This is a genomic window from Bradyrhizobium sp. BR14999, from assembly GCF_056106085.1.
The window spans coordinates 7517351-7543584 of record NZ_CM148536.1 but is presented as its reverse complement, the minus strand read 5'-3'; the positions used below and the strand labels follow the sequence as shown (position 1 = coordinate 7543584).

At 59.7% G+C, this 26234-nt stretch carries 25 protein-coding genes; 13 read left to right on the top strand and 12 right to left on the bottom strand.

Annotated features, from left to right (window positions below; genetic code table 11):
- Positions 1–56: 56 nt before the first annotated feature.
- Positions 57–1361: a hypothetical protein gene (locus ACR9YP_RS35220; RefSeq protein WP_474218126.1), complete on the bottom strand. Its 1305-nt coding sequence runs from the start codon at positions 1359–1361 to the stop codon at positions 57–59.
- 435 nt (positions 1362–1796) lie between these two features.
- Here ACR9YP_RS35220 and ACR9YP_RS35215 point away from each other — a divergent pair, with 435 nt between their 5' ends.
- The 3 genes from ACR9YP_RS35215 to ACR9YP_RS35205 all read left to right on the top strand — a co-directional run bounded on the left by ACR9YP_RS35215 (position 1797) and on the right by ACR9YP_RS35205 (position 4412).
- A complete protein-coding gene (locus tag ACR9YP_RS35215; RefSeq protein ID WP_474218124.1) occupies positions 1797–2573 on the top strand; it encodes a hypothetical protein in 777 nt (258 codons plus the stop codon).
- Between the two features lie 30 nt (positions 2574–2603).
- Positions 2604–3968: a hypothetical protein gene (locus tag ACR9YP_RS35210; RefSeq protein ID WP_474218122.1), complete on the top strand. Its 1365-nt coding sequence runs from the start codon at positions 2604–2606 to the stop codon at positions 3966–3968.
- A 183-nt stretch (positions 3969–4151) separates the two neighbouring features.
- Positions 4152–4412, top strand: coding sequence for a hypothetical protein (locus ACR9YP_RS35205; RefSeq protein WP_474218120.1), 261 nt, complete (start codon positions 4152–4154; stop codon positions 4410–4412).
- 161 nt (positions 4413–4573) lie between these two features.
- On the opposite strand, the gene ACR9YP_RS35200 is transcribed toward ACR9YP_RS35205, so the two are convergent.
- Both ACR9YP_RS35200 and ACR9YP_RS35195 read right to left on the bottom strand, forming a co-directional pair.
- On the bottom strand, positions 4574–4780 hold the full coding sequence (locus tag ACR9YP_RS35200; RefSeq protein ID WP_474218119.1) for a DUF2188 domain-containing protein: 207 nt from the start codon (positions 4778–4780) through the stop codon (positions 4574–4576).
- 23 nt (positions 4781–4803) lie between these two features.
- Positions 4804–5088, bottom strand: a complete 285-nt coding sequence (locus ACR9YP_RS35195; protein WP_474218118.1) for a DUF3892 domain-containing protein — start codon at positions 5086–5088, stop codon at positions 4804–4806.
- Positions 5089–5239: 151 nt separating this feature from the next.
- Between ACR9YP_RS35195 and ACR9YP_RS35190 the strand changes: the two genes are divergently transcribed.
- The 4 genes from ACR9YP_RS35190 to ACR9YP_RS35175 are packed head-to-tail and all read left to right on the top strand — an operon-like array spanning position 5240 to position 7589.
- Positions 5240–5812, top strand: coding sequence for a hypothetical protein (locus ACR9YP_RS35190; RefSeq protein WP_474218117.1), 573 nt, complete (start codon positions 5240–5242; stop codon positions 5810–5812).
- Positions 5799–6203, top strand: a complete 405-nt coding sequence (locus tag ACR9YP_RS35185) for a hypothetical protein (protein ID WP_474218116.1) — start codon at positions 5799–5801, stop codon at positions 6201–6203. The genes ACR9YP_RS35190 and ACR9YP_RS35185 overlap by 14 nt, the downstream gene beginning before the upstream one ends.
- Positions 6204–6213: 10 nt before the next feature.
- A complete protein-coding gene (locus ACR9YP_RS35180) occupies positions 6214–6969 on the top strand; it encodes an ImmA/IrrE family metallo-endopeptidase (RefSeq protein WP_474218115.1) in 756 nt (251 codons plus the stop codon).
- Between the two features lie 50 nt (positions 6970–7019).
- A complete protein-coding gene (locus ACR9YP_RS35175) occupies positions 7020–7589 on the top strand; it encodes a hypothetical protein (RefSeq protein WP_474218114.1) in 570 nt (189 codons plus the stop codon).
- A 13-nt stretch (positions 7590–7602) separates the two neighbouring features.
- Here the strand turns inward: ACR9YP_RS35175 and ACR9YP_RS35170 are convergent, their stop codons facing one another.
- The gene (locus ACR9YP_RS35170) at positions 7603–8193 is read right to left on the bottom strand and encodes a mobile mystery protein B (protein ID WP_474218112.1); all 591 of its coding nucleotides are present in this window, start codon (positions 8191–8193) and stop codon (positions 7603–7605) included.
- Entirely contained in the window at positions 8190–8642 is a 453-nt protein-coding gene (locus ACR9YP_RS35165; protein ID WP_474218111.1) for a mobile mystery protein A, read from the bottom strand. Before ACR9YP_RS35165 ends, ACR9YP_RS35170 begins: the two co-directional genes overlap by 4 nt.
- 232 nt (positions 8643–8874) lie before the next feature.
- Between ACR9YP_RS35165 and ACR9YP_RS35160 the strand changes: the two genes are divergently transcribed.
- The gene (locus ACR9YP_RS35160) at positions 8875–14217 is read left to right on the top strand and encodes a P-loop NTPase family protein (RefSeq protein ID WP_474218110.1); all 5343 of its coding nucleotides are present in this window, start codon (positions 8875–8877) and stop codon (positions 14215–14217) included.
- Between the two features lie 74 nt (positions 14218–14291).
- Here the strand turns inward: ACR9YP_RS35160 and ACR9YP_RS35155 are convergent, their stop codons facing one another.
- From ACR9YP_RS35155 to ACR9YP_RS35140, 4 genes are all read right to left on the bottom strand, one after another.
- Positions 14292–17951 carry an SIR2 family NAD-dependent protein deacylase gene (locus ACR9YP_RS35155; RefSeq protein WP_474218109.1) on the bottom strand — a complete coding sequence of 1220 codons (3660 nt, stop codon included), beginning with the start codon at positions 17949–17951 and terminating at the stop codon, positions 14292–14294.
- A gap of 187 nt (positions 17952–18138) precedes the next feature.
- On the bottom strand, positions 18139–18864 hold the full coding sequence (locus ACR9YP_RS35150; protein ID WP_474218108.1) for an SOS response-associated peptidase: 726 nt from the start codon (positions 18862–18864) through the stop codon (positions 18139–18141).
- A gap of 3 nt (positions 18865–18867) precedes the next feature.
- On the bottom strand, positions 18868–19317 hold the full coding sequence (locus tag ACR9YP_RS35145) for a hypothetical protein (protein ID WP_474218107.1): 450 nt from the start codon (positions 19315–19317) through the stop codon (positions 18868–18870).
- A 45-nt stretch (positions 19318–19362) separates the two neighbouring features.
- Positions 19363–19758 (bottom strand): hypothetical protein, encoded by a 396-nt coding sequence (locus tag ACR9YP_RS35140; RefSeq protein WP_474218105.1) that lies wholly within the window; start codon positions 19756–19758, stop codon positions 19363–19365.
- Between the two features lie 143 nt (positions 19759–19901).
- On the opposite strand from ACR9YP_RS35140, the gene ku reads away from it, so the two are divergent.
- The 3 genes from ku to ACR9YP_RS35125 all read left to right on the top strand — a co-directional run bounded on the left by ku (position 19902) and on the right by ACR9YP_RS35125 (position 22078).
- On the top strand, positions 19902–20831 hold the full coding sequence (gene ku / locus ACR9YP_RS35135) for a non-homologous end joining protein Ku (RefSeq protein ID WP_474218104.1): 930 nt from the start codon (positions 19902–19904) through the stop codon (positions 20829–20831).
- A 282-nt stretch (positions 20832–21113) separates the two neighbouring features.
- Positions 21114–21617 (top strand): NUDIX hydrolase, encoded by a 504-nt coding sequence (locus ACR9YP_RS35130; protein ID WP_474218102.1) that lies wholly within the window; start codon positions 21114–21116, stop codon positions 21615–21617.
- Entirely contained in the window at positions 21614–22078 is a 465-nt protein-coding gene (locus ACR9YP_RS35125) for a metallophosphoesterase family protein (RefSeq protein ID WP_474221168.1), read from the top strand. The genes ACR9YP_RS35130 and ACR9YP_RS35125 overlap by 4 nt, the downstream gene beginning before the upstream one ends.
- Positions 22079–22132: 54 nt before the next feature.
- Here ACR9YP_RS35125 and ligD read toward each other — a convergent pair whose 3' ends face one another.
- Together ligD and ACR9YP_RS35115 are read right to left on the bottom strand one after the other, a co-directional pair.
- Entirely contained in the window at positions 22133–23080 is a 948-nt protein-coding gene (gene ligD, locus ACR9YP_RS35120; RefSeq protein ID WP_474218101.1) for a non-homologous end-joining DNA ligase, read from the bottom strand.
- A complete protein-coding gene (locus tag ACR9YP_RS35115) occupies positions 23077–23220 on the bottom strand; it encodes a hypothetical protein (protein WP_235885817.1) in 144 nt (47 codons plus the stop codon). Before ACR9YP_RS35115 ends, ligD begins: the two co-directional genes overlap by 4 nt.
- A gap of 104 nt (positions 23221–23324) precedes the next feature.
- Here ACR9YP_RS35115 and ACR9YP_RS35110 point away from each other — a divergent pair, with 104 nt between their 5' ends.
- The gene (locus ACR9YP_RS35110) at positions 23325–23513 is read left to right on the top strand and encodes a DUF3606 domain-containing protein (RefSeq protein WP_474218100.1); all 189 of its coding nucleotides are present in this window, start codon (positions 23325–23327) and stop codon (positions 23511–23513) included.
- A 25-nt stretch (positions 23514–23538) separates the two neighbouring features.
- On the opposite strand, the gene ACR9YP_RS35105 is transcribed toward ACR9YP_RS35110, so the two are convergent.
- Positions 23539–23817 carry a hypothetical protein gene (locus ACR9YP_RS35105; protein ID WP_474218099.1) on the bottom strand — a complete coding sequence of 93 codons (279 nt, stop codon included), beginning with the start codon at positions 23815–23817 and terminating at the stop codon, positions 23539–23541.
- 1381 nt (positions 23818–25198) lie between these two features.
- On the opposite strand from ACR9YP_RS35105, the gene ACR9YP_RS35100 reads away from it, so the two are divergent.
- A complete protein-coding gene (locus ACR9YP_RS35100; RefSeq protein ID WP_474218098.1) occupies positions 25199–26161 on the top strand; it encodes an ArdC family protein in 963 nt (320 codons plus the stop codon).
- The last annotated feature ends 73 nt before the right edge of the window (positions 26162–26234 follow it).

The window sequence follows — 26234 nt, the reverse complement described above, 5'->3', positions numbered from 1 at the left end:
CCCCTCATCGAATCGCTCCATCGCCCGTGCAGGGAAGATCTGGATGCCACAGTATCTCAGCCAAATGTCTCCGGAGCAGCGAGATAACGCTCAATAATATGCAATGCGGAAATATGGCGCCTATGGACATCGTTGTTGCCGCAATCACACTGCTCTGGGTGAACCTCGCGCGTCCATAAGCCGTCGGGACCAATCCGGTAGTACCAGCCAGGAATCATTCCAGCCCGTGTCAGGTCCAGGCCTGGATGCTCTACAGCCAGTTCGCACAGGTCTACGAGGTCAGGCTCATGCGCTGTTACGACAATGCCCTTCTGATAGAGCTGCGCGCCACCCAGATTGGCGTGTTGAATAAGTTCGTCGATTTCAAACGCGACCGCGCGGTGTTCGGCAAGCAGCGCGGTGACCTTGGGAAAACGCAATGGCGCTTCCCGCGCCACTCCGAATAGCGTAATCTCGGGAACACGAATGGCGATGCCGCCGTATTTGCCGCCATCGATGCTGCCGTAATCGGTAACGCTGGCACCCTGATAGAACGCCGTCCGGCGTGCAGCGATCTTGACGAAGCTATCATGATATTCTTGCACGTCGAGAGCACGCCGAAAGATCGGGATATTAATCGTTTCATGCGGCTCCTTGACCTTCTTCCACGGCAGGCCAAGCAGCGCGTGCAGAAGCGGGTCTTCCTTCGAGGATGGAAATAACCTATCGGTGTCGACAATGCCTTCTTCGGCCGCATAATCGCGAAACACTGAACGACTGCCCGTGATATGCGCGGCGAAGCATTCCGGCGGCACGACCTTGTTCGAGAGCGGTCCAAGCAGCCAGGCATCCTGCGCTGCCGTCCGGGGGCGCGCCCCGTCAATTTTAAGAGCGGCCAGGTCGATCAGGCCGACGCATTGCTGCGCGACGGCTTTGTCGAAGACGTAGAGATGCCCCTCACCGTCCTCATAGCCATACTGTGCCATCCGCTTGATCAGCATGACGGGCCGTTCCTCGTAATCCTCACATAGCTCGATCGCACTTTTCTCCTCATATTTGTGACCGGCAAACCATGCCGCCACGGCAGCGGTGGCCGAGCAATCGACGTAGAAGGAGCGCCAGCCGTAGTGCTGCAACAGCGCCTGGGTGAAATCGGCCGACTTCCCGACCTCCCCGATATAGACATCGAGGACATTGCCCGTGTAGCGGAGCCATTTAGGCATTTCACTAGGAATGCAGCCGTGGCGGTCGAAAGATGTCACGACCGAGGCGTGTCCATCCTTTACGTAATGCCCATTCTGCCCGCGGAAGAGTGCGTTTCCATCGAATGCGGCCAGGACCTGACGAAGCTCCTGGGTCGAATTGACCGGGATCTGTTTCATAGCGCTGAACTGTAGACGACGCCTTCCGTTCCATCAATCAAGGCCCAAGGCCGTCGTTTCCGCGCGCGGCAGGACTCGAGCCTCTAACCAGACCGTTATGAGCGGCAGACTATCGATCGGCCTTGTTGATTTCGCTGCATTCTTGTTCGGGGTTTGATCACGTTCGTGGCGTTTCGTTCGCGCTGTTGCTGGTGCGGTGCGGTCGAGGCTCAATGTTTAGAGCCTTAATCCGCGGGTCCGGGCGCGGAGCTGCGCGAGTTCAATAAATAGAAAAAGAGGAGGAAGCGAGCGGGCTTCAACGACGCGCCGTCCTGGCAGATGGTCACGACGCTGTTTATACTCCTTAGGTAGAGGGGCTGGCCAGTTGCAACGAGCTTTCAGCCCCGTCACACTAGATACGGTCGATTCCGACCCAACCATCAGACCTGTCGCGCCATGCCAGCACGTGACGAATTTACTGCCAAGACGAAGCAGACGCTCGCGGTTCGGGCGGCCCATTTTTGCTCGAATCCTGAGTGCCTGAAGCTGACGGCTGGGCCGCACTCCGACGAGCACAAGAGTCTTTCCACTGGCCACGCGGCCCACATCCACGCGGCGGCCCCGCACGGACCGCGTTTTAACCCGAGCCAGACGCCGGCTGAGCGTCAGTCAATCGCCAATGGATTATGGCTCTGCCGGGTTTGTGGCGACATCGTCGATAAGGATACCGCTCCCCACAGCGCAGATACATTGCGGCAGTGGAAACGCAACCACGAAGCCATGATCGCGGAGATCGGCACCAAGGGGTATGCCCGAAGCCTTGAGTTGATTCAGACCCGGCGGCAAGAGCCGGCGCTCGCGCGGCGTGTCATTGCGCTGCTTGAAGACCGGCGCGTATTTTGGGCGAGGTTCGATGCCGAATTTCCGGCGCGTGTCAGGACCTCGCTCGACGATTTGCGGCGGCAACTCGTCGATATGCGTGGCGGGATTCCGGATGGAACGGGAATGGATCAAATCCTCCTCGCGCTCACCAGGACCATCCACGTCTTCTTCGATCAGGTTGAGGAAAGCGATCTCACGACATTGCGGTGCGATGGCAACGACCCGAAATGGCTGCGGTTCAGGGACGCCCTTAAGACCTTGCGCAAGTCCGTGGGGTTGCAGATCGGAAATCTGGCTTCGGCCTACGACATCCAGCTTGGCCCTGACCTTCAGCGCATGGCGCCTGAATAATCCTCCGACCGGCCCCCTGTTTGCGCAACCATGTCCTTAGAACCGCGTCCGAAACTTGCCGAGGCGAAATCCTTCTCAGGCCATCTCGCAATCGGCGCAGACACGCTGCCGCTCGCTATCCGTATCGGGATTGATTCTTCCGGCGAGGTGGAATTCGAGTTCGATCCAATCAAGCTCTCGAACGAGACAAAGTTCATTCTGCTGAGCTGGTATAAGAAGGGCGATAAATTACGCTACTTCTCGTTCAAGGGTCTGGCAGAGGACGGGGCGTGGTTCGAGACCGATTACCTCCATCTGACGGCGCTCGGACAGACATCGGATGCGTCCGGAACGGTGATGCGACCGAAAGCACGGTGCGGGAAGGGACAACTGCGTTACACGCTGTCCAAGCCCGCCGAGGTGCCGGTCCTTCGGGTGCGTTTGAAGGGCTTTGAGAATTTTGGCTCGCTGCATGGAGAATGCGCTCTCGGCCGGGTCGCCATGTCGGGCGAACATTCGGTCGAGGACCAGAACGCCGTCACCGGATTTGTGATGGTCCAGGCGGTTGCTGCGCCCGAGAACGTTGCCGCATGGCGCGCCGAGGCCGAGAAGCTGCTTGAACATATCCGCAGGATCATGTCGCTGGCTGCTTCGTCCCTCCTTCGCTCTCCCATCTCTGAATTCGCTGACGGTATCGACGTGGAGGTCACGATGTGGTCGCAGACCCGGCAGGAGCGATCGGGATTCCGCATTGTGCATTTCCTTGCGCAGCAGGACATGTTCGATGCTGCGATCCGATCGTTCTTTGATCCGCCCATCGCTGTGAACAAGCTGTTCTTTGCAATCGAATGGTTTGGCATGAATGCGACCTACAACGAGGTGCGGTTGGTCGCGGCGATGACGGCTCTTGAAATTCTTATCGATGCGAATGCCATTGATGCAGAGTCCCTCATCCAGCGCCCACGGGAGTTTGATAAAACCCGCAGTGCCTTGAGGGCGGTAATCAGAAAATGTCTCGCAAAGCAGTCCGTAGGGGATGCAGACGGCGCCCTGAGGGAATTGAATGAAAAGCTGGCCGACCTGAACCGCCGGTCGCTTCTGGCCAAACTCGATTTACTCGCGACGCGCTGGGGCGTTCCTCTCGAAGGTCTTGAAGGGCGTCTTCGAGCTGCCAAGAATGCCCGCGACAGAGTTGTTCATCGCGGGCAATACTACGATAACGGCAAGGAAGCGGACGCGGATCTCTGGACGCATGTCACCGTCGTGAGAGAGGTCGTTGTCCGGTTTCTCTTGACGGCCATAGGCTACAAGGGGCGGTATATCTCTTATATAGGCAATTGCCACGACGCGGATTTTCCGCCTGCACCTAATGCGGATTTTGCAGCAGATAATCTACCGAACCGGCCTGGGCAGTAATCGTTCTCGGTCTTAAGAACCGCCTGATCAATCAGTGGGAATACGAGTTCCTTCAAGATACCAAGCGCAAGCGCTCATTGAGCGAGAAGCAAATGTCCAAGCGCATGGACATCAATAAAGAGGTCATAGCGGCGATGGCTCATCGGGGCTTAAGAACCTGAATTCCAAACTAAGAGACCGGGCATGCCAAAAAACGATTATGACGATCCAGAACTTACGTTTCCAAGGCTGGAAGCTCGAATCCGGCTCCTGGACAGTGAAACATACTGGCTACAGGTCTGGTTTCATAAGGAGCCTGGCGCGCCTCGTGAGGTGCTGACCAACGGCAAGCGTGCAGGCAATGCGTGGGATGCCCACGAGCATTTGAGGAAATTGAAGGCCTTAACTAGCGCCCGCTGCGATCCTGACGATATTACCGTTGAGAACGCAGAAATCTCAAACTGAGCCCCCTTTGATTCCAAGGACTACCAAGTCGTGACAGCGGCTCCACGCAGCATGGAGCGGTAAGGCCGGCGCCATGATGACCGGGCATGCGAACACGCCGCCCAGGGGCATGTGGACGAGTCGGAAGGAAATCCTGGTTCGCAGCCCGCCGGTCGCGGCGGCTACGGCTTGCGCCAACGGTCCGGCCGCCCGGCGCTCGTATGTCGCACCCGTTCAACCAAAGGCTCACGACCAGGCTCGAGCTCGCGAGCCCGGTCGATGGCTTCCCGTTGCGTCTCCAGAACATCGCTGGCGCGTTCCGAACCGCCGCGCCGCACGGCGTAGTCGCCCTGCGGTCGCCGCTCCACAAACAGCTGCTTTTTGCTCATAGGTCTTCTTACTCCTTAGCCGCTCAGAGGGGGCACTGATCCATTGCCAGCAGGTTATCGTTCCAGACGCCGTCGGCGTAGGTGCGCACGTAGGCGGGCCGACCATGCGGTCGCACGACGCCGACGTCCGCGCGTTTGCCAGTGCGCGGATCGCGCGTGTAGAAGGTGTTGGTTTTGGCCTCGATGCTGGCGATGATCCGCTCCCGGGACCACTTCCAGTTCTCGCGCGGATTTCCGAGCTCCGTGATGTGCTCATGGGGGCTGTCCGGATGCGGTTTGGTGATACAAGTAACAAGAACGTCGGCCATTTCATTTCCCTTTTGGGTTGCGGCACAAAATTGTGCTCTAATGACCTATGCTGGGCGGACAGGGCCCCGCCGACATTGGGGTGAAAAATAACTTTCGAGCGTGTCCGCGGCCGCGTCCGGACACCGCATAAGCGTTTGAGGGGGCGAACGCTTGCCTGCTGAGACCGAGAAGACATTCCGACCGCGCGCCGAGATCGAGGCCACCATCAAGGGCTTCTCCACGGCGGACTGGGCACGTCTTCACAAAGTCGGCAGGATCTTTGCCACGGGTACCGATTGGGACTTTGAGGACTTAATCCAAGAGGCACAGCTGCGGACCCTGCGGGGAACGCGCAATTGCCCGGTAGATGTGGACGTCATGAAGCATTTAATCGACACGATGAGCAGCGTCGCCGACAGCGAGCGAAAGAAGGCTCGCAATCAGATGCCGCACGTGGCGATCCTGCAGGGCGCCGCCAAAGCCGGCGCCGAGGACCCCGAATCACCTGATTGGTCGGCCGAGGACAATGCGGTATTCGAAGGGTCATATAAGGAGCTGCTTGCCCTATTCGATGACGACGAAAAGGGCCGAGAGCTGGTCGAGGGAATTGTGGCCGGCTTCGGCACCGATGACCTCAAGGCGCTGACAGGTCTGCAGGGTACAGCCTACGACAGCAAACGCACGCTGGTCCGGCGACGCCTTCTGAAATTCGCGGCGGGACGGAGGGAAGATGTCCGATCCTGAAGATACAAAGGCGGGCCTTCGCCGTTTGAAGCAGGCCATGGTCGACGATGTGCTGAAGGCGTCCGACCAGGAAGTTCTGGCGCAGTTTGCGGCGGACCTTGGCTCGGCCGAAGCGAACGCGAAACATATGCGCGAAGCCTTCGAGAAAACGATCCTGCTCGCCAACAAGGACCGTCTTCATGCTGCGCGCGCCGGTGTGGCGGCGGGTAGGGTTCCGAGCTCGGCTCCCGCCATTCCCATCGCCGAGGCCCGCGCGCGGCTGCGGCAGGTCTTGGCGGCACATGCCCATGACAAGACATTTACCCTGGCGGCGCGGAAAGAAAGCGAACTCACGGACGCCGATGTGCTCGATATGCTTGAAGCCATGCGCGACCTCGGCCTGATCGAATGAGGACGGCACCGTGACGCCGGCGGAAATGCTTCTCCAGGAGCTTGGAGTCACTGACCCGGGCGAAATCGACCTCGAAGCCATTGCCCACCACGTAGGGGCGCGCGTCCGATATCGCGCACTGTGTGGCTGTGAGGCCCATATTCTTGGATGCAATGGCGCCGCCGTTATCACGATCAAGAACGACAGTTCTCCGCGTCGCAAGCGATTTTCCATCGCGCATGAGCTGGGGCATTGGCGTTTTCATCGCGGTAAGACGCTTGTCTGTCGCGTCGATGACTACAAGCCGCGCGATGCGCTATCGCCGGAGAAGGTAGCAGATAGTTACGCCGCAGACCTCTTAATGCCCAGATATCTCTTTCAACCTCAAGCACGGAGCCTCGGCAAACTGACCTTTGATATGGTCGACAAGTTGGGCGGAATCTTCAAGACGAGCCTGACCGCGACATCAATCCGCCTCATCGACCTCGATCACGTGCCGGCCTTCGTTATTTGCCATGGCCCTCGTGGTCGTAAATGGTTCGCAAGGGCACCCTGCGTGCCGCGTCACTGGTTTCCACGTGAGGACCTTGATTCGGATAGCTTTGCCTTCGGCGTTCAGTTCGGCCGCCGTCCGGATGATTCGGCCCCACGCAAGATTGAGGCCGATGCCTGGTTTGACCGCTCCGATGCTTCCCGGTTTGTGGTGCGGGAGCAAACGGTGCGTATCAGTGAGGATGAAACCCTTAGCCTGGTGATTGTCGAGGACGAGCGCATGCTCGAAGGTTAGGCCACTACACTTTGAGGCACAAATACACTGCCAATCGTCAGCCGAGTTGCATGCGCTTTACGAAATCGGAAATTCTCGACGAGTTTGTGCGGCAAGACCGATCCTATCGGCTGGCCATCATCTCGAGCCATTGGCTCCAAGGCGGCGCGCAATACAAGCCAAGTGCTGTCGAAGAAGCGCTAGGCCTACAGATGAAGGTGCTCGACACGTGGGTGTCTTACTCCGATCTTGCAATGTTACTTGAGCAAGACACGACGCGGTTTTCGATCACTACCGACTTTGTGCTTAACCAGCTTCATGCCCTCATTCGCGTCCCGTTCGAGCTGTTAAGCGACTATTGCGAGGATTTTGATCGCGCGGCCCCTGGAAGTGCGATGGTCAAAAAGCTCCGCGACGCAGATTGGTACGAATATGCGCGAGCCATCCGAAACACGGTATCGCACAATTTCCGTTTCGATTTTTCGCGATACAAGCCGGAGAAATTCCCCATCACGTGGCGCGGCATTTCTCTGACTCCGGACCTCGATGGGAAAACCATCACGTTCGAATCGTTCTGGCACAAGGCCGGCTATGAGCTCTTTGTTGCGATGCGGGACTTTGCCGAGGCTTTGCCAGGGTGATGATTTGACCAGTTCACGATCGTGCGAAGGCGATGAGTGGCCCGAGATCATGGTTATCGGCAGCCTGAAGCGCTGCAATGTAGGCCGTGCGCGCGGTACCGGCTGTCTGCAAGTCTGCGCCGCCCCATGTAAAGCGCCGGCCGCCAAGCTGCACGACTAACACATCAGCAGCCAATCGTGACCAGCGGCCGTTGCCGTTTGGAAACGGGTGTACGGATACGAGGCGGTGATGGAAGCGAATGGCAAGCTCGTCCGGTGGATACGTGTTGTTCTCGACCCAATACCTTGCGTCGTCGAGTACCTGATGCAGTGAAACTTCGATCAAATGCGACGCAACGCCGAGATTGCGCTCCGTCGTTCGGAATTTTCCAGCCCAGCGCCAGACACGTTCGAACATGCGCCGGTGCAGGCTCTTGAGAAAACTTTCTCGCGTCGCAACTTTCCGGCGGCCGAATGCCCAACGGTTTGCCGTCGCGATGTTCTGCTGCTCGAGTTCGTTCAACTCGCTACGCAAAGTAATGTGCGTTGGGATAAGATCTTCGCGCTCCTCGGGCGTCAGCGGTGTCGCGTGATCGTCGGCGGCGTGCAGATCAGTATCAGTCATTCATCATCCCAGAGACGCGCGGGGCGTTTCAATAAATCCTCGATGGCTTGCTCCCGAAGTGCGCGGGCAGCCTGATTGTCCTCCACGGCCTGGTCCTCAAGCCGCATCGTTTGTTCGATGGCTCGTGATTGCCGCTCGGCGATCTCGGCAGCTCGCTTGGTTACAACTTCTGCGAGGGGGCGCTCGGGTACAAGCACATAGACCAGCCTGCAGCCGAGGGCCTCGGCCGCGCGTTGAAGCGTATTGAGGGTTACACTGCCGCCTTGCTCGGATTTTTCAAGTTCCACGATGCGTGGCTGCGAAACCCCCAGCCTCTTGGCATATTGGGCGGTGGTCATGCCGAGTGCGTCGCGGATCGCGCGAATCCAGCCCTTGGGAGGGCGCTGGGCGTGCGAGAGCGCCCGGAGTGTGGCAAAGCGGCTGTCGAGATGGCGGATGGCGTCTTTCATACGATAAGATATAGCATATAATGAGTTGATAAATATATAAGATATGGCTTATTGGAATCTCGTCGAGTAATAAGCTGTACCTTATAGAATGGCCGCCAGCTAATAAGGAATATCTTATTGAAATAGCGCGGCCTTTATGTCCTTCAATCGATCGGCCGGTACCTTCGCGCTATCCCAGCTCATTGCAGATGTTCTCGGAACGTTCTAGAAGGCTATCCCGCATGGACACACCATGAAGAAGGTCACCTCGAAGAAGAAAGCCCCTGTTCAGCTCACTGCTGGAACCGGCTTCCGCAATGAGAACTGCATCGCTGCGCGCTTTCTTCTCGATCTTTTGGCGAGGACCAACACGCTCGGCGCTGAGTTCGGCAAGATTGATCGCTTGCAATGGCAGGGACGAGACCTGGGCTGGCTTGCAGACGATCTTATCGTGGAATGCACAGCTCCCACAGGAAAGCGGTCCGCCGGAATTTCGATCAAAAGCGACCGGCAAGTCACGAGCTCGGGCTTCCCTCCTGATTTCGTTGGGATCGCATGGGCGCAATGGTTCGGCGTCAAGACCGAGCGTGTCCTTCACACCAGCAACGACGCTGTTGTCCTGATGGTTGGCAGTCTCGCGCATGATGTCGAAGACGCCTGGTCGAATCTGCTCGGCGACGCCCTGCGCACAACGCCCGACCGCATGCTCGCCCGGCTTGCCGAGCCCGTAGCCGCCGATGGTTCGCAATCCTCTGTGCTCCAGCGGGCACTCTTCGCGAGCCTGCGTTGCCCAGAAGAGCTTCGAAACGAAGGTGACGCCAGTGACAGCGCCGCGATGCAGTTTCTCTGCCGCGTACGCTTAATGCGCTTCGACTTCGAGGCCACGCCATCGCGTGATAATGATCACGCGATGCACGACTGCCAGACCATTCTGCGGTCCGGCGATGCTGACGAGGCAAGGAGTCTGTGGTCTCGCCTTGTTGCCCTGGCGGACGCCAACCGGGCGGGCGGGTCGATCGATCTGGCAAGCTTGCTTGTCGAGCTGCGTGATGAATTCGATCTGCACGACCATCCTGACTATCGGCATGATTGGGAAGTCTTGGATCGCTCAAGCCGCGAGCTTATGGCCGATGTTCGCAGCCAGATTTCTGGCTTGCCGCCGCTGCCTCGTGATGAAGCCCGCGCCAAGGTGCTCGGTTGCCTCAACCGGGACCGCGCGTGCTTTCTCATCGGAGAGTCCGGAAGCGGCAAGTCCGCCTTGGCGAAGCAAATCGGCGAGACGGGTTACGGCCGGTGCATATGGTTTGCCGAGACCACGATCGACTGCGACACGGAAGCTGCGTTCGAGCGCGATATCGGTATCGCCCATCCGCTTTGCAAGATTCTGTCCGTCGCGCCCGAGCCGTGTTTGATCGTTTTCGACAGCTTCGAACGATACTCGCCGCGCGCGCAACGCCTCGCCCACCGCTGGATGCAGGCACTGCTTGCCGAAAATGGTCCGAAGCACATCTATCTTCTGATCACGAGCCAGATCGAGCCAGCGCCCAAACTCATCCGGAGCTTTATGGAGGCCGGACTGCCGGCGACGCTGCACCGAACGACGCAACTCGATCTGCCATCGGCCGACGACATCCAAAGCCTTGTCGCGCCGCTCTCGGAGTTGCAATGGGCATCGTTGCGGCCCGAGCTTCGCCCCTTGTTGACGAACCTGAAGATCCTGGACTGGCTGGTCGCAGCCGCGCGCAGCGGGAAAGCGATTAATCCCGCGTCGATCATTGGCGTCAGCTATCTGGTCGATGCGCTCTGGGAGCGCTGGGTCGAAGGCGGTGCCGATCAGCTTGGCCGCTCACATCTGCTCATGCGGCTAGGCACGCTCGAAGGCGACACGCTTCTCGCCAGCGTGCCGCGCATGCAATTGGAACAAAGCGAGCAGGCTGCGCTTGGGAGCCTGACTGCTTCGGACCTCGTACGCATCCGCGACCAGCGGGTGCGATTCACGCATGACATGCTTGGCGACTGGGCCCGCCTGAACGTGCTGATCGGCGAGCCGGGCCTTTCCGCTCCATCTGTTCGCGCCCGCGCGAAGCTGCCGCGCTGGCATCGTGCCATGCGCCTCTTTGGACAGCGGCTTCTCGAACACGCCGACGATGGCCCCGAGCGGTGGCGACAAGCGGTCGAGGGTCTGGAGGATGGCACCGAGGAAGGCGCGATTATCCGTGACCAACTCCTTGAGGCGCTGTTCCTTGCCACGAACGCGGTCGCTCTGCTCCAACGCAGTTGGGAGCCCCTGACCGCAAATCGCGGTCGCCTTCTCGCGCTGATGCTTGAGCGTTTCATGTTTGCTGCGACGCTGCCCGATCCGAGGATCGGTGCGTTGTTGTCCGCGACAGAGGACACTGGCGAGTGGGACCATCTGTTCCGGCTGCCGTATTGGCCTTATTGGGGGCCGATGCTGACCGTGCTCAACGCGCATCGCGACGAGGTTGCTCGGCTTGTCCCGCATGCAGCCGCCAAGCTTTGTGCGCTGTGGCTCAAATCGGTTCCGGTCGAACTGAGCGAGGGGCAGCCGATGCCCTGGCGGAAAGAGGCCGCTGAACTCGCCTTGGCCATCGGCCGCGAGGTCCAGGCGCTCAATGCTGAGGGCAACTATTATTCCGACGGCCACGACAAGGTGGTCTACGAAGCGGTACTGTTCGCCGCGCCAGAGTTGCCGGATGAAGTCGCGCAGCTCTGTCTTGAACTTTCGGAGCGACGCGATCTAGACCCGGAAATTAGCGCTCGCGTCGAGCGAGCGCATGAACGGCGTCGCGAAGAACGACGGCAATATCTTGCGGCGAATCCGGAACGACGAGAGAGGCGCGAACGGCTCCCTCCAGCTTGGCCTCGCGGTGAGCGACGTGACCCTTGGCCTGATGGCCCGCGCGATGGCGTGCAGAATGCTTTTCAAGACGCGTGCCTTGATACCGGAGCCTTTCCGGTGCTCGTGCGCGCTAGACCGGACGCCGCACTTGAGGTCTTGTTGGCGGTCTGCATCGAATCCCCGCAAGAAGAGGATTTCGGTCGCAGCTCAATGCGTGTAACCGGCCTCGACTACCGCAATGATCACGACCCGCCCTTGTACTGTCGGGGGCCTTTCCTTCAGTTTCTCCAACTGGCTCCGGATCAGGGGCTGTCCTTTGCGCTGCGGCTCATCAATTTTGCGACCCGGCGGTTTTGTGAGGGCCATGGGCTCTCCGTTCGCATCGGAAGCGAAGCCCGCCTCTGGTGCGGCGATCCGAACGTCTTCCGGTGGCATCATGATTGGCCGGTCCCGTCTGGTTCGACGATTCATAGCGTACTCATGGCGCTGGAACATTGGCTCCACAAGAAGATCGACCACGGTGAATCTGTTGACGCGTGGATCAACCGCATCTTGAGCGAGGGTGAGTCGCTTGCGTTCGCGGGCCTCCTCTTCGATGTCGGCAAATACTGTCCAGCGCTGTTCGCCGGCGTCCTGAGGCCGCTTCTCCAAAACTGGCTGTTTCTCGATTGGGACCGCCAAATAGCCACGCTGCGGAGATCGGGCGGTTCCGATCCCATGGGCCTCTGGACGTACCAGCCCCGTGCCATGATCGAGCTTGGCCGGGCGTGGTATCGAATGCCGCATCGGCAGGACATGTTGCTTTATATTGGCGGCGGCATCGTTGAAACGCTGGTCACCAATGAAGCCGAGCGGCCCTTCCTCACACAGTTGCGATCGGGGTGGGTTTCCGACCTCAACGGCGAGGAGCCGCCGGAAGCCCTTCGGCTGCTGAGCGAACGTCTCAACCCCGACAATTACGCCTTCGAGACGCGTGACGGAAAGCGCGTCGCTGTCAGCTTCGACTGGTCGGAAGAGGTTAGGCAGAAGAATCACGAGGATCTTCAGCGCATCGCCACGGACCAGACGATCACCAATCTTCCTTTCCAGATGCGGCAACTGCTCGATTCAAACGAGCGTTTCTCGCAGGCCCAGCTCCCGCAGTTCTGGGAGTTTGTCCAGGGCCTTGAAGACCTCTCGCCGCGGCTTGCCAATGACGGCGATCCGCTGCATCAGATCGAGGACTTGCTCTGCGGCGCCATTGCCGCGCTGATCGTTAAGCATCACGACTGGCTCGCAGCCAATCCGGAACGCATGGCTTGGTGCCGGAGCAAACTGGAAGCCGTGATCGGTCAACCGCCTGCGCCGCTCCGGTTCGACTCCGCTGAAGCCGACGGTGATCGAAAATGGGATTCCTTCGCAGGCGAGGCTGGCGTCACTCTTCTTGCGCAAGATCGCAACGACCTCTTGGCCCGCCGCCTTGTGGCAGCCAGCGTTCTCTCTTTCCATTACAGCACGACAAGCCGGACACTGATCCGCGCTTCTCAACGCCGGGAACAACTCGGCGAAGACTTCGATCGCATGCTTTGCTTGGCGGTACAATGGGCCGGGGAGCGACCTGCTCACAGCATGGCGCAGAGGCTCAGGACCGATACCGACGCCGAGGATGGTCATGCCGGCAAAGAACGGCTGATCGGGGAATTTGTCGAAGCGCGGTTACCGACGGAGCTGCCCGATATCCTCGAATTGAGCGCGCAGGCCGAGCGAGAGATCGAAGCCATTCGTACGCGCCAATTCCCTGAAATGGCACGCTTGCGTCGCCGTGAGAGCGGCACGCACCGCCCAGGCAGTGAGGTCGAAACCCTTCATCGCGGACGGCTCAGCGTCGATACTCGCGTTATTTCGGCGGCATTCGCCTGGCTGGACCTCGCGTCGGCGCGGCCCGATGAGAGGACCAAGTGGCTCGGTTTCGTTCGCATGTTCCTCGACATTGCGCTGGGGCTAATTCCCAAGATCGACGATCCACGTCGGCAGCGGACCGAGGATCATCCGGACGAGTTTGATGCCTGGGTCTATGGTGTTGTGGCACGAACGATCCCCAGCCTGACCGCTGTGGAGGATCACCGCACGCTATGGCAACCAATCCTCGATCGCGGCCCGTCAGCCCATCAATGGATCGAACGCTTTTTCTGGGAGTGGTTCACGGTTGGTGTGCGAGCTGCGCAAGCTCCCGAGCGCTTTGCGTCAATCTGGAGCGCGATGATGGAGCACGCGTTGCAAAGCCCTGCATGGGATCCTGCGTCAGGTCGATCTTATGACCTCGATGACGCCATTTTCTGGCTTCTCGGCCTCGGCACGAAAATCAACAAGATCGGCGAAAGGCCGGAGTTTGCCGCCGCGCTTTCCGGCATGGAAGGTCTTTTCGCGACGGCTGTCGCGCGGTGGTTCAAGGGAGCGAAACTGGTTTCCGGACTCCTCTACTGGGTCATGCAGCCCGCTGCGGTCGGTCTGCTTGTTCCAGCAATCAGGTGGCTGGCCCCGGTCATCCCGACTCTCGATTCCTATGACTGGCGGGATGGCCTTGAAGGAAATCTGATCGCGTTCCTGCGGGCCTGTTGGGAACGCAAAGGCGAACAGATATCGGCCAATCCTGATCTGGAGCGAGATTTTAGCGCCCTGCTGACGACCGCTGTCTCCCGAGGAAGCCATGCTGCTATCGCCCTGCGGGATCATGTCGTCAATTCGGCGACGGCTTGAAGATCGCCATAATTTACGCAGCGCGAGGTGCCCAGCACCACACCATCGTCCTCATTATAGCTCGGCTCGGCCGGCTAGTTGCATTCCAAAGCGAATCGGACCTCCGGCAATGGGTCAGATTTCGAATCATGGATCCAGCCTTGAAGCGTGCCATCATCTGCAACACGATCCTTAAGAGCCGCTGCCAGCTTCACACACGCTGCCCGCGCGAGCGATATTGATACAGCCCCCATCGTATCGAGCTGGACGTTTTCATATCGAAATTCGCTGCGAATAACAGCTAGTGTCTCCAATAGTCGGTGGAGGTCTTCCTCTTTCAAGAAATCGGTCTCCAGGAGCTTTTTGACAGTATCAATTAGGGCCGCGAGCCCTATCTCGCGGCAGGTTTCGACGGTGGCGACAAGTTGCTCGATCAAGCGACGGGGTAACTCCGCGACCGGCCCTTTACGCACCAGCTCCGCCCAGCCGGTGACCGCCAGCGCGGCAGCGCCCACATGCTGGCCGTCCAGACTGATCAACCCACGTCGAATAAAGGAAACAATCTCTTCGCGAGTACCTTCGGCTGACGAAAAAAACAGTGGCAATGCGCCAAGGCTCGTCCATGACCGTGTCCGCGTGATGAATGTCATGAGATCGTGCGCACGTTGCTCTGTGCGCTCTTCGGCTGTCAGCGCCGGCACGACCGCTATGGTCAACAGATACCCGGCGGCAAACCGTACGCTGTCGTTAAAGCTTTTAAAGAAAGACGCCGCCATCGGATCTTGACGGTCGCTCGTTTGGAGCTCCCAGACAACGATCTGGTCGAACATTTGGACCGCGATATCCGAAGGCAAGTCGAGCCCAAGTCTCACGCCCTGCGTGAGTGCGTTTAGATAGTCAATTTTAGTCCCGATCTCGACCGATCCGGTCGGCCGGCGCAAGCTCATAACCTCTCGCAAGTCGGCGCCAAACAGCCGTGCACGAAGCCGCGCCTTGACATCAATTCCCTCGTCCGCCGGCAACTCGAGGAGACTGCCGGGACCCAGCGTTGTGTTCTGCGGCAAGGCATTTTCTTGTGCATCGACGTCTGACCAGAGGGCCTTGCCAAACGCCGCGGCTTCGTCCGGACGCAACACGTGTCGCAAGGCGAGATAGGCCAGGCACAAAATAGGATATTCTCTTTCGGCGGCACCTTTCTGCGCGGCCGTCAGGAACTGATGAATACGGTGGTCCCAACGCATATCACCGACTTCCCGCTTAGGCTGGACGCTCCAAATCTCGGTAATTAGCCGCGGCCAGAAGGGTATGTTTCCTCCTTTCTCGGAAGGCAGTGGAAATTCAAGGACCGCCAACACAAGAGAGGCTTGCTCGGTCGCAGGCATTGCGGCGACAGCGAACTTTACAACTTCACCCAGGGCCTCGATTAGCCACATGTTGGAAAATTGAGGATCGACCGCCATCTTGGTTGCGCGTTGCAACAAATCATTGGCATGCGTCGGAGACATCCGGACCGTCAGTCGCGAGAGGGTCACGAGCATCAACCGCAAGGCGTCAACGGCTCTGCTGAAGTCATTCCTCAACTCGGGACTGCGGGTGGTCGCCATTTTCTGCGTCAAGAACGCAATCGCTGTTTCGACAATTGCAATTAGAGCAGAGCTTGTCGCCGCCGGCATCCGAGCGAGCGCGATACGGCCGAAATGGCGTTCAAACCTCTGGTCCGTATGGCTATGCAGCGCCCGCAGCAGCCAGACATGCCACTCCACGTGATCTTGCTGCGCCGCCTCGACGACGGCCGCCATGGCATCCGCGCAAATATTGACATGATTGATTCGGCACGGAAGCCCCACCTGCTCAATGAGCTGGTCAAGTTCGTAGAGCAGGATGGTCCCTGAATTTTCAGATCCTACGTGGATGGTATCTGAAGCTTCTCGATAATGTCCCGCCTCAAACGCCGGACGCACGGCCACCGCGGCCGCCCGACGCTCCTCGTTGAGCTTGTCGGCCCTGGTGCTGAAGAATTCGATCTCGCCAAGAGGATCGATATCAAGTTCTTTATAGTCACGCGGCTGGGGGAGATCGGCCCAATTCACCGTCATCATGTCCGCGGCCCGGCTTATCCAACTGGCCCAAGCCAGTTGCGATTTTATTCGCAGGGAATTGCGGTCCAGTCTGTGACGCCGCTCCAGTTCTGCCGTCGCTTCCTTAATGAGTTTCGCCGCAGCCGCATATTCGGCAATCTCGGTATGCAAGGCCGCACGCCGCAACTTCCAGATCGGCTCATTGGAGGTGATTTTGACGAGCCGGGTCGCAAGAGCGTCCAAATCCATTCGATCGCGTGCGCGGAGGCACCATTGATATTCGACCTCCAGGTGCAAAGCGGATTCCGCCGAGGCCTCCGTTTCGACGAGGTCCGACCATCGCTTCATGCCTTCATCGTCGCGCGAGACGCGGGTATCACGCAGCATCGCCAACGCGAACTCCAGCCGCATTTCGGGGTCGACCTCGCGTGGCTTTGTATTCAAAAGTTCTGTCAAGGCTTCGGCAAAGCGCACATCGATCGGAGCAAACGCCGTTGTCCGCCGCCACAGGACCTCGAAGAGAGCTTCGGCGCGTTCTTTTGGCTTGAGCAAATCAAGGGTGGATTTGCGCAGGAGCCAGTGCGCATCGCCACCATAAGTCAGCGAATGCCGATATTGATTTGGACAAATGAGCCAGCCCGGGTAGCTCGCGCGGTCCGCTTTGAACAGCGGCACGGTCTTTTTCAGGAGATCGGCCGCAAACGCATGATCCTTATGGACGCGTTGATAGGCGTCGATGCCCGCGCGATGGAGAGGGAAATGCTCTCCCTTTGTCGGCTTCCATTCGTGCCGCAGGGACGGCTTTGCCTTTTGCAGTTCTCCGATAAAGATGCGTGTTGCCGCTGCGTGCTGAAGTTTCCAGGGAAGATGGTTGACCAGCGGCCCGAAGTCGATGGGCGCCACATTATGCGCTTCCAGATATTTTCGCGCCGCGCGCTCAAGATGTAGATTGCCGACGAGATAGATGCGGCGCGCGTTGCCTCCCAGATGATCACGGACCCAACCAGCCCATTGCAAGAAGTTTGGATCGTCACCAGAGAAACCAAAAAGGCACAGCTCATTCTCAATGAATACTTGCCGGGCGAAGTTTACGAACGCGGCATATTTTGTCGGATACGTCCGATAATCCTCTTCAGCAAAAATAAGCGGGCTGGCATCGCCGATTGTGCCGTGCAGCTTCACAATCCGAGGCGACCTCGCAAAGGTCAAGTCGGCCTCAGTGCGCACAACCTCGTAAGAGTAATCGTCCAGGTTCTCCGCCGCCCGTTCCAGCAGCGTATCCCAATTGGTCGTCAGGACGTCCGTCCATGGCAGCTTCAACAAATCCATGTGAAGCGTGCCCGGGAGCCAGGACTTGTCGGGGAAATTAGATCGTATGAACTCGTCCAGGCCAGCCTGACCAAAATAGGTGCGGTACTGTTCGGCAATACGGAGTGGGTCTTTTGGCGCAGCGTCAGGATCGTGCGAATAGAGCCGCGCGACCATCTTTTTCAGCAAGTCGCCCCACAAGGGAGGTTCGGGCGAGTCGTCGGCCGGACGTTGCGCATTTTTGCTCATCCCGGCTCCCACCAGGATCGAGGCTCCCCGAACCGAGCCGTCGCGCCACAGAGCGCGTGCTAATTGTTGCAGAGCGGGATAGTCAGGAAGGCTTGCGATATCATACTTGAAATCAGTCATGACCAATGCGTTTTATGTGAAACCGGCAACACCAAGGGCATTCTAGCGGCATTTCCCCCTAGTTTCGAATATCTACAATAGTTCAGCTAAGGTTGCACGCGCCGGCAGGTCTAGGAGACATAAAGCGGAGTCGCCGATGTGGTCGGGCGCGTCCGCGGAGCGGAGCGAGCCATGGAATCCTCAATGGTCACGTCGCTAGCGCGGCTGTATCTTCCTTGAGGCCGCAGGCGACGATCTGGAGCGTTCCGTCCGGAAGCGGCCGTTGCAACTCCAGAGCCTGATCCGAAGGAAGCGTCATCCAAGCGTCGACTTCTTCCGGCGTCGTTAGGATCACCGGCATCGCCTTCGGGTGGATGGCGCCGATCTCGGCGTTCGGCTCCGTCGTCAGGAACGCGTAGAGGTCGTTCGTGGTCTCGCCTTCCTTGATCTTTCGAACGGATGTCCAGTTTGTCCAGATGCCGGCGAAGCAGGCGAGGGGCCGCGACTCGTCGAGCGCGAACCAGATGTCGCCGCCTTCGGCCTTGTTGAATTCGCTGAACGAGTTGAACGGCACCACGCAGCGATTTTCGACGCCGAGCCAGCGGGCCCAGTGCTTGCTCTTCACATTGCGGATGTTTGTCGTGCCGCCGTCCGGCTCCATTCTGAGCAATTCCTTGAAATCAACCGTCTTGCCCTTGGCCTGCAGCTTTTCGGCTCGCTTCTTGGTGGCGTCCATGAGTGCCTTCGATGACGATGGCATTCCCCACCGCGCCGTCGCAAGCTCGCGGCCCTCGGCTCCATTGCGCACGATCGGCGCTTTGTAATCGGGAAACACGCCGGGCATGGGTGCCAGATTGCCTACGTATCGGTTCACGACGCGAAACAGCGCGCTAATTGCGGCCTGGTTCGTCGTGATCGAATAGAGATTGCACATCAGTCAGGCTTCGGTTTTGCGGTGGCGAGGCTGCCATGCCAATTGTAGCAGAGTCGCGAACGGACGCCGGCCCGCCTTGGCGCATTTGCGGCAGCGCAGCCGGCTGGCAAGTTCGTGCACGAACGTCGTTGGCGGGTGCTTCATCGCCGCAAGGTCGACGTCGCTCGGCGTCTTGCAGCGAGCGCACCTGATCTCTAGCCAAGGGAAGCCTCCGTTCACGGCCTGGTCGATGGTGGGCGACGGATCGATCGGCTCGCCGTCGCTCCACATGCGCTCGTTCCAGCTTTCGCAAAGCAGCCTGTCAGCTTGCTGAATCATGGCCTCACCCTTGGCCCGCATCTCCGCCGATTGAGCGGCCAGCATGTTGGCCATCGCACGTGCTTTGCCGAGCTCTTTCGCCAGAGCCTTGCGATCGCCGCCCGACAGGGGCGTGGGGTGATACTTCGGGGCCATCCGGACATCCAGGCGCTAAGAGATCGGAACGGCAATCCGGAGCGATTACGGCGCCTCGAACGCCGGCCAGCACCCGTCTTCTTCATGCCTGCCGGTGCGCTGCTGGCAGGTGTTGTCGAGCAGGCGCTGCGCCACGTCCTTCCAGACCGCGTTCTCGCCATACAATCGGACTGCATCGGCCTTCTGGATTTCCACGGTCCGCTCGCAGCGGCGGCAAGAGATGCGCAGAACATGGCGTTGAATCTCGGAAAGACGTCGCTGTCGCTTCTCGGCTCCGCTCTCGTTGGCGCGAGGGTCTTTCAGGACCGATTCCCAATATTCCGCTGGCAGCGGCCCATCCGGAGCCGCTGCGGAGGGGCCCGGTCTACGGGCAGCTTCAGCGGCCAGGTTTTCCATCTGTTTTGGGGTCGGCATGCGCCAGCTCGCGGGTCGATCGGTCATTCCGAATTAGAACATAACAAGAACAAAAGTCGAGTCCGTCGAACCCTCATTGTGAAAAATCATCCTGTCGGGAGGGGCGCGGTGTCGGAACCAGGCCGGGCCGTTCGTCTTGAATCTGGCGTCAGTAATGGAGTTCCCCTGCGATGGCCCCGCGCGCTAACTGGAAAGGCTTCCTGCGTCTTTCCCTCGTCACCTGTCCGGTAGCGCTCTATCCGGCCACGTCGGAATCCGAAAAAGTCTCGTTCAACCAGCTCAACCGGAAGACCGGCCACCGCATCAAGTACGCCAAGGTGGACGCCGATACCGGCGAGGAGGTCGACAACGAGGACATCGTCAAGGGCTACAAGGTCGACACCGACACATTCATCGAGGTGACGAAGGAGGAGCTCGAGAACGTCGCGCTGGAATCGACGCGAACGATCGAGATCGACGAGTTCGTCGACCGCAGCGAGATCGACCCACGCTACCTGATCCGTCCTTACTACCTGACCCCAGATGGCAAAGTCGGGCACGACGCCTTCGCGGTTATCCGCGAAACCATCCGCGAAATGAACAAGGTCGCGATCGGTCGCGTGGTGCTGACCAATCGCGAGCACATCATCGCGCTGGAGCCGCTCGACAAAGGGCTGATGGGGACCCTGCTGCGCTATCCCTACGAAGTCCGTTCCGCGGAGGAATATTTCGACGATATCCAGAACGTCAAAGTCACCAAGGACATGCTCGACCTGGCCAAGCACATCGTCAATCAGAAGGCGGGCCACTTCGAGCCGGACAAGTTCGAAGACCAGTACGAGACTGCGCTCATCGATCTCATCAACCAGAAGCGCGCCGGCAAACCCATCACCGCGAAGGCGCGCCCTCGAGGCGAGAACGTCGTGGATCTGATGGACGCACTGCGCAAGAGCATCGGAAGAGAGGGCGCGGCCGCGACGGAGGCACCCAAGAAATCAGGAAAAAAGCCGCGCAAGGCGGCCGGGCAGAAGGAAATGCTGATGCCAATCGCAGGCAAGATGCCGGCGAAGGAGACCGCGGCGAAGAAGCCGGCGGCCAAGCAGCAGCGGAAGTCGGCCTAGGTGTCGTGAAGCATCCGGTGACGCCGGACGGCCATACTTCGTCGTCCGCGGCAGTCTCTGGCGAATGGCAAATCCCATCTCGACGAGGTCACGGGCGATCATCTCGTCGGCCGTCTAATGGCGGCCCGGCGGGGCGGTACGCGCGCCAGGAAGGCGGCCGACCGCGAGGCCGAAGGGTGCATAGGACCGTGGACGAGGCAAAGCAGGCGCTCGGCGAGCGCGGTCCGGTATTGGGGCGGGACGACGGCTCGCGGGCTCTCGATTGCTCTGCATAGGAGCGACATGGCTGCGGTGAAAAAGACTGCCAGGAGATCGACCTTGAGCGCGGGCATTCTCGCATACCGCAAGGGTGTTCGTGGGTTCGAGGTATTGCTCGTTCATCCGGGCGGTCCGTTCTGGCGCAAGAAGGATGATGGCGCTTGGTCCATTCCTAAGGGGGAAATCGATGCCAATGATGCTCCGGAGAACGTCGCTCGACGGGAATTTGCCGAAGAACTCGGCCCGAGCGCTTCGATTGGTCCACTCCAGGCGCTGGGGGAAGTCAGACAGCGAGGAGGCAAGCGCGTCATCGCATTCGCCGGCCAGGGACACTTTGATCCGGCAGCGCTGACCAGCAATACCTTCGATATCGAATGGCCGCCCCGAAGCGGTCGACGGCAGAGTTTTCCCGAAGTCGACCGCGCGGAATGGTTTGATATCGAACTCGCGCGGACCAAGATGCTTTCCGCTCAGGTAGAGTTCCTCGATCGTCTTTTGGCAATCGCGGTTGAGAGCGCCGGGAAATAATGTTCAGAATTGGAATCATTTCGGACACGCACGGCCTGTTGAGGCCCGAGGCCGAACGAGGCCTGACGGGCGTCGATCACATCATTCATGCCGGCGACATCGGGCGCCCCGAGATCGTCGACGCGCTTCGCCGGATCGCGCCCGTCACGGCCATTCGTGGAAACATAGACAGTGGCGAGTGGGCTCGCGACTACCCCGACACGAAACTCGTACGTCTGGCGGGCAAGTCGATCTACGTTCTTCACGACCTGAAGACGCTGAAGGTTGATCCCGGCGCCGGCATCGACGTCATCATCTCCGGGCATTCCCACGTGCAGAAGATCGACACGGTCGGTGGCATTCTCTACCTGAATCCCGGCAGCGCGGGACCTCGCCGTTTCAAGCTGCCGATCACGTTTGCGACGCTCGAACTCACGCCTGATGGCATGCGACCGGAAATCCACGACCTTGGAGGCGAGTGAGTATCGGCCGGGCGTGCGTCAATCCTTTTTGCCGGCTTTCGCCGAAGGGAAGTTCTACTTGCGCGGACGTTCTCGCTCACGCACGACGTCCTTCGCCCGCTTGTCGGACCTGAGCCCGAGGTAGACGGGCTGGCGCAGTTCGCCCTTACTCGTCCACTCCGCGAATTTGACCTCGGCAACCAACGACGGCCTGACCCAGGTCGTAGCGGCCTCATCCTTCACTTTGGCAGGGAAGGGTGATTTAGGGGTCGTCAGCTTCACGAGCTTAGTATGAAGGTCTTCCAGGACCTTATGGCTGAAGCCAGTGCCGACATGTCCGATGTAGCGCCATGTGTTGTCTTCCCGCACGGCGAGGACCAGGGCGCCGAAGTATGGTCTTGTACGCCTTGGCGCCGTGAAGCCCGCGATCACCACTTCCTGCCGCTTTGCTGTCTTGATCTTCAGCCAATCCGCCGTCCGGCTTCCGGACGCATACGCGCCGTCGGCGCGCTTCGCCATGACGCCTTCCAAACCCTTCCGCTCGGCCTCGGCGAAGAATTTCGTGCCGCTCGCTTTGCGGTGACGGCTGAAGGTGATCAGCCGGTGACGCGGCAAGATCGCTTTCAGCCGTTCCTTGCGCTCGAGAAGAGGCTGTTTGCGTAAGTCAACTGTGTTCTGAAACATGAGATCGAAGGCGCAATACAGGAGCTTCGCTTCATGACGCAGCGCGTTTTGCAGCAACTGAAAATGCGAGACGCCGTCCTTTCCGATCGCGACGAGCTCGCCGTCGATCACGGCGTCGCCCGTCACGCCCTCCAGCGCTTTGGCGACCTCGATATAGCTGCGGCTGATGATCTTGCCGTTGCGGCTGTAGAGCGAAACCTTGCCCCGCCGGATTTCCGCGATCATCCGGAAGCCATCGTACTTATCCTCGAAAACCCAGTCTGGGTCGTCGAACGGCGCGTCGGTGAGCGTAGCGAGCATTGGCTGTAAGCGCTTGGGCAGGGTCGACTTCCGGCTCATTCAAGGGCCAATCCTTCAGTGCGTGTTGCGTAATGCAGGGACGGCACCTTATCGCTCGAGGTGGCCAGGGCCGGTTCGATGAAGCCGGGGAAAGGCGCCTTGACGCCGATAACCGCCTGCTTCTTACGCTGAAACGCCACTGAAGAACTCCACGCTGCAGCCGATTCAAATTGGCACAGTTCGAATCGTTCCGGAACCTGCGAATCCCTGTCGCGTTGCTTCGATGTCACAACAGGAGGCACCCATGGCGGGTGCGAAAAAGAGCAAGACGGCCCGTGGAAGGAAGCAGGACCGGGCGCGGGTGGCAGGCGGGCAGGACTACGAAGTGCAGTACGAGGCAAAGAAAACCGGAAGGTCGGCGCCAGCGGTGAAGAAGGCCGTCAAAAAGGTCGGCAACGCGCGCAAGCGCGTGGAGAAACGGCTGGGCCGCTGAGGCGGAGAAGGGTCGGGGTCGGGGCCTAGCGCCGGTCCTCCTCGTCAGGAGGGCATTCTGGGCAGATATCACCAATCGAGTCCAGCGCGTCGCGAACCGCGGCCTCCGCTGCTTGACGGGATACGTCTGCTGGCGGATCTCGACGGGCGATGTCGAAGGCCCGCTCTCGTGCATGGGGATCGGCGCGGTCTTGCATCCAACCGTGCTCCTCGCACTCGCGGATGGCGCCGGCTTCGTTCAGCACGTTGATCGCCCAACCGCGCAGGGTGCGGAACGCTGGCCGTCTCTGCTTGGTCATCAGCATTGAAGGTTCTCCCACGCTGAGACGAATCATTTAGTCTCGCAGACGTTCCCCATCGCTAACACACGACTGGGATTCCGGATCGTGGGATCTCGTGGTCCTTCAAAGGCCGAATTTTCCGCCCGGCCAGGTGCGAGGGTGGGCGAGAACGAACTGAAGAAACCAGACGCCCGAGCTCTGGTGGTCGCTCGTTGTCCGTTTTGCCCGTGCGGCTGTCGCCGCACCGGGCTCTCGTGAACCGAGCCGCGGAGCGTCTTGGCCCTGCGGCTGTTATCCCTCGCGCACGAGCCGGTCACGCACTCGCGGGGCAGAAACGAAAAACCGGACCTTTATGCAGCAGCCACCTGCACAAAGGTCCGGCCTTATCTTAGCGTGCCGCGATACCAAACGGCTGCAAAGGACGCTTCATATCCTTTGGGAAGGTCTCGCTTTTCATCCGGGTTGCGACCCGGAGGCGGCAATAGATCAGTAGCCGATACGGCTACTTCTTTTTCTTTGAAGTCTTCTTTGCCACCTTCTTGGTGGCAGCCTTCGCGGTCTTCTTTGCCTTCTTCGCTTTCTTGGCCATGTCGTCCTCTGTAAGAATTGGCTCTCAGTGAACATGCCCATGCCGTGCATAGACATGCGCACGAGTGAGACGTTATCACAAAAGCAAAATTGATACCAAGCAGACGCCGCATTGAGTCGCTCGCCGGAGGCACTCGCCCTCGGGCCCGCCGTCATTGCATGCCGGCGTCGCTATCACTGCCCTTCGGGTCGGGTGCCTTCTTAACCGGTCTTCCGACTGCACTCGGTCCCGGGTCCCGCCGCTACGCGTCGGCGCTATGCTGACCCTCCTGCGGGTGCCTCTTTCGCCGCGTCCGCGAGTGGTCTTCGCTTTCGCTCCGACCACAGGCCTCTCTTCCATAATTGTGAGACTCCTGTGAAAATGCCGCGCGGTTCTCGTATCATCGCCTGCATTCACGTTCGCTCAGGCTTTGGCGCGCGCGGCCAGGGCCACACCGGGCTCTCGTGAACCGAGCCGCGCAGCGTCTCGGCCTTGCGGCTTCGATCCCTCGCGCTAGAGCTTTGGTGCTCCTCGCCGGGGGCACTCGGGAAAGGGGCTCGCCTGCGGCGATCGCTATCACTGCCCCGTTCCCGGGTGCCACTATTGAACCGGTCTCGTCGCTGCACTCGGACCCGCGTGCCCCTTCGGGTCGCTATGCTCACGCTCTCCGGGTGCCATTTTCCGTTGAGGCGATGCGCCCCTTGGGCACACGCTTGATCGGGCCTGGGTCCCAGGTAGATGGCGCTAGAGGCTGAAAGTAAGAGTGCAGGCTGGGTTTTTCCGTGACGGGTTACAAGCTGCGAGAGAGGCTCGTGGCGCCCGTCGCGGAGATCCGCGATGTCGAATCCTACTGCTTGCGCGCGCGCCGGCCAGGACCGGGCGAACCTCTATAACGAAATTACCGACAAGATCATTGCCGAGCTTGAGGCTGGACGCGTCCCCTGGGCCCAGCCCTGGGGGACGGCCGCGGCGAAAGCGCCGCTGGCCATGCCGAAAAACGCGTCAACCAACCGGCAATACAGTGGGGTGAACATCCTCATCCTCTGGGGAGCCGTGATCGAACGCGGATTTACAGGTCAAAGTTGGCTCACCTTTCGTCAGGCGCTCTCGCTTGGCGGCCACGTTCGCAAGGGAGAGCGCGGTACTAGTGTTGTTTACGCAGATCGTTTCGTGCCGAATGACGAAAAGCGCCGCGCCGCCGAGACCGGTGAAGACGCGCAGGCGATTCCATTCCTCAAACGATTTACCGTTTTCAACACCGATCAGTGCGCAGATCTGCCTGACGAGATTGCCACCGCTGCGCCGCCACCGCCGGCTGGCCTCATCGAACCCACGGTCGACGCCCTGATCAAGGCCAGCGGAGTTTCATTTCGCATTGGTGGAGATCGCGCATTCTATGCAACAGCCGAAGACTATGTTCAGGTCCCGCCGCCGCAGGCCTATTTCGAACCCATAAACTGGCACCGCACCGCGTTGCATGAACTCGGTCATGCGACCGGGCATCCCTCGCGCCTCAATCGCGACCAGAGCGGATCCTACGGTACGAAGAAATATGCCTTTGAAGAACTGGTCGCCGAGTTGAGTTCCGCATTCAGCTGCGCGTCGCTCGGGATCGTCCCGACCGTGCGCCATGCCGACTATATCGGCTCCTGGCTTGAAGTCCTAAGTGAAGACAGTCGGGCCATCGTGCGTGCCGCCTCACAGGCGAGCAAGGCCGCGGACTATTTGCTCGGCTTCGTTCCCGGGTCCATTGAGTCGGCGTCGCTGGATTCGGTTGTCGCCGATCACGAGGCGGCGTGATGCTTCGCCTCGTGTGGCCGCGCGAGAGTGAGAGGAGGGGAGGTTATTCGCGGCGGGTTGGAAGCCGAGAGAG

What these genes read in the sequence shown, in the direction of transcription:
- ACR9YP_RS35100 (WP_474218098.1), top strand. Translation starts at nt 25,199, where the DNA reads ATGTCGAATCCTACTGCTTGCGCGCGCGCCGGCCAGGACCGGGCGAAC.
- ACR9YP_RS35215 (WP_474218124.1), top strand. Translation starts at nt 1,797, where the DNA reads ATGCCAGCACGTGACGAATTTACTGCCAAGACGAAGCAGACGCTCGCG.
- ACR9YP_RS35220 (WP_474218126.1), bottom strand. Translation starts at nt 1,361, where the DNA reads ATGAAACAGATCCCGGTCAATTCGACCCAGGAGCTTCGTCAGGTCCTG.
- ACR9YP_RS35210 (WP_474218122.1), top strand. Translation starts at nt 2,604, where the DNA reads ATGTCCTTAGAACCGCGTCCGAAACTTGCCGAGGCGAAATCCTTCTCA.
- ACR9YP_RS35145 (WP_474218107.1), bottom strand. Translation starts at nt 19,317, where the DNA reads ATGGCCCCGAAGTATCACCCCACGCCCCTGTCGGGCGGCGATCGCAAG.
- ACR9YP_RS35140 (WP_474218105.1), bottom strand. Translation starts at nt 19,758, where the DNA reads ATGACCGATCGACCCGCGAGCTGGCGCATGCCGACCCCAAAACAGATG.
- ACR9YP_RS35200 (WP_474218119.1), bottom strand. Translation starts at nt 4,780, where the DNA reads ATGAGCAAAAAGCAGCTGTTTGTGGAGCGGCGACCGCAGGGCGACTAC.
- ACR9YP_RS35155 (WP_474218109.1), bottom strand. Translation starts at nt 17,951, where the DNA reads ATGACTGATTTCAAGTATGATATCGCAAGCCTTCCTGACTATCCCGCT.
- ku (WP_474218104.1), top strand. Translation starts at nt 19,902, where the DNA reads ATGGCCCCGCGCGCTAACTGGAAAGGCTTCCTGCGTCTTTCCCTCGTC.
- ligD (WP_474218101.1), bottom strand. Translation starts at nt 23,080, where the DNA reads ATGAGCCGGAAGTCGACCCTGCCCAAGCGCTTACAGCCAATGCTCGCT.
- ACR9YP_RS35205 (WP_474218120.1), top strand. Translation starts at nt 4,152, where the DNA reads ATGCCAAAAAACGATTATGACGATCCAGAACTTACGTTTCCAAGGCTG.
- ACR9YP_RS35195 (WP_474218118.1), bottom strand. Translation starts at nt 5,088, where the DNA reads ATGGCCGACGTTCTTGTTACTTGTATCACCAAACCGCATCCGGACAGC.
- ACR9YP_RS35185 (WP_474218116.1), top strand. Translation starts at nt 5,799, where the DNA reads ATGTCCGATCCTGAAGATACAAAGGCGGGCCTTCGCCGTTTGAAGCAG.
- ACR9YP_RS35160 (WP_474218110.1), top strand. Translation starts at nt 8,875, where the DNA reads ATGAAGAAGGTCACCTCGAAGAAGAAAGCCCCTGTTCAGCTCACTGCT.
- ACR9YP_RS35110 (WP_474218100.1), top strand. Translation starts at nt 23,325, where the DNA reads ATGGCGGGTGCGAAAAAGAGCAAGACGGCCCGTGGAAGGAAGCAGGAC.
- ACR9YP_RS35170 (WP_474218112.1), bottom strand. Translation starts at nt 8,193, where the DNA reads ATGACTGATACTGATCTGCACGCCGCCGACGATCACGCGACACCGCTG.
- ACR9YP_RS35150 (WP_474218108.1), bottom strand. Translation starts at nt 18,864, where the DNA reads ATGTGCAATCTCTATTCGATCACGACGAACCAGGCCGCAATTAGCGCG.
- ACR9YP_RS35130 (WP_474218102.1), top strand. Translation starts at nt 21,114, where the DNA reads ATGGCTGCGGTGAAAAAGACTGCCAGGAGATCGACCTTGAGCGCGGGC.
- ACR9YP_RS35175 (WP_474218114.1), top strand. Translation starts at nt 7,020, where the DNA reads ATGCGCTTTACGAAATCGGAAATTCTCGACGAGTTTGTGCGGCAAGAC.
- ACR9YP_RS35105 (WP_474218099.1), bottom strand. Translation starts at nt 23,817, where the DNA reads ATGCTGATGACCAAGCAGAGACGGCCAGCGTTCCGCACCCTGCGCGGT.
- ACR9YP_RS35165 (WP_474218111.1), bottom strand. Translation starts at nt 8,642, where the DNA reads ATGAAAGACGCCATCCGCCATCTCGACAGCCGCTTTGCCACACTCCGG.